This window comes from Sneathiella sp. (assembly GCF_029233945.1).
Lineage (GTDB): Bacteria > Pseudomonadota > Alphaproteobacteria > Sneathiellales > Sneathiellaceae > Sneathiella.
The window spans coordinates 70,785-72,740 of sequence record NZ_JARGOQ010000014.1 but is presented as its reverse complement, the minus strand read 5'-3'; the positions used below and the strand labels follow the sequence as shown (position 1 = coordinate 72,740).

At 56.1% G+C, this 1,956-nt stretch carries 1 protein-coding gene; it reads left to right on the top strand.

Going from position 1 to position 1,956, the window contains the following annotated elements; translation table 11 throughout:
* Positions 1-157 precede the first annotated feature (157 nt).
* The coding region (locus tag P1U71_RS06815) for a phosphate acyltransferase (RefSeq protein ID WP_301104817.1) at positions 158-1,956 on the top strand (1,799 nt) is incomplete at its 3' end.

Genomic DNA, 1,956 nt, shown 5'->3' with positions numbered 1-1,956 from the left:
AATTTCATGAAGCTTTCCCCAACTGCGTTATGATGGCATGGTATAGGAACGTTCGCGTATTTCCTTAATATATTGATGCCGCAAAGTATTTTTGGTGGCGTTGGATGTTGTCATCGGGTATTTGCGGACATCGGTTTATTCGGGAGAACGGGAAAGCATGGCGAAAGATATTTCTGAGAAGGCAATGGACTATCACCGGTTGCCAAGACCGGGAAAATTGACCATTACGCCGACAAAACCGATGGATACCCAGACGGATCTCGCGCTTGCCTATTCGCCGGGCGTTGCGCATCCCTGCCTCGCCATTGCGGATGATCCCGTTCAGGCGGCGGAACTCACTGCGCGCGGGAACCTCGTCGGCGTCGTCACCAACGGGACCGCTGTTCTCGGGCTCGGCGCGATCGGGCCACTTGCCTCCAAGCCGGTGATGGAAGGGAAGGCGGTTCTTTTCAAGAAATTCGCCGGGATCGATGTGTTCGATATCGAACTTGCCGAGACCGACCCTCATAAGCTCGTTGATATAATCTCGGCGATGGAGCCTACCTTTGGCGGCATTAATCTTGAGGATATCAAGGCACCGGAATGCTTTGTGGTGGAGAAACTCTGCCGGGAGCGGATGAATATCCCCGTTTTTCATGATGACCAGCATGGGACGGCGATTTGCGTTGCCGCAGCGGTTTATAACGCGCTTCGGGTTGTCGAGAAGGATATCGCTGAGGTTAAGCTGACGGCCTGCGGGGCCGGGGCGGCGGCGCTTGCCTGCCTCAATCTGCTGGTCAGTCTCGGCCTGCCACGGGAGAATATTACCGTCTGCGATATTCATGGTGTGGTCTATGAGGGCCGGACGGTGGAAATGGACCCCTATAAATCCGTTTTCGCTATAGAGACGAACAAACGCACCCTGGGGGAGGCGATGGAAGGCGCGGATATTTTTCTTGGCTGCTCCGGTCCCGGCGCGTTGAAACCCGAAATGGTGGCGACCATGGCCGACAAGCCAATCATTCTGGCCCTTGCCAACCCGACGCCGGAAATTCTCCCTGAAGAGGCCAAGGCGGTGCGCCCCGATGCCATCATTGCGACCGGACGGTCGGATTATCCGAACCAGGTAAATAACGTCCTCTGCTTTCCTTATCTGTTTCGCGGGGCGCTTGATGTCGGGGCGACGGAAATCAATGAGGAAATGAAGATCGCGGCGGTCAAGGCCATCGCCGACCTTGCCATGGCGGAACAATCGGATATCGTTTCAAAGGCATATGGCGGGGCGCAGGCGAGCTTCGGCGCGGATTATTTAATCCCGACGCCGTTCGACCCCCGTCTTTATCTGGAAGTGTCCTTCGCGGTTGCCAAGGCGGCAATGGAAAGCGGCGTCGCCACCCGGCCCATCGACGATCTGGACAGATATCATCAGGATTTGTCCAATTTCGTCTACCGCACCGGTTTTGTCATGAAGCCGCTTTTCGACCGGGCACGCCAGGAAATAATGCGTGTTGCCTATTCCGAAGGAGAGGAGGAGCGGGTTCTCCAGGCGGTCCAAACGGTTGTCGATGAGGGGCTGGCCAAGCCGATCCTGATCGGGCGAAGCAAAGTCATCGAATACCGGATCGAGAAGCTTGGCCTTCGTATCCGGCCCGGCATCGATTTCGAGATTGTCGATCCGGAGGATGATCCGCGCTACCGGGAATATTGGCAGGCCTATCACAAGCTGCGGGAGCGGTATGGCGTTGATGTGGAGACAGCAAAAGCCCGCATTCGCACCAATACGACGATCATTGGCGCGATGATGGTTCATCTTGGCCATGCGGACGCCATGATCTGTGGTACCTTTGGTAAATATGACCAGCATTACCGGCGTGTTTCCGACATCATCCCGTTCCGTGAAGGGGTGCGCGATGCCTCGGCGCTTCATTTGCTGATCATGCCCGATCGCACCCTGTTCTTCACCGACACCCAGATCAG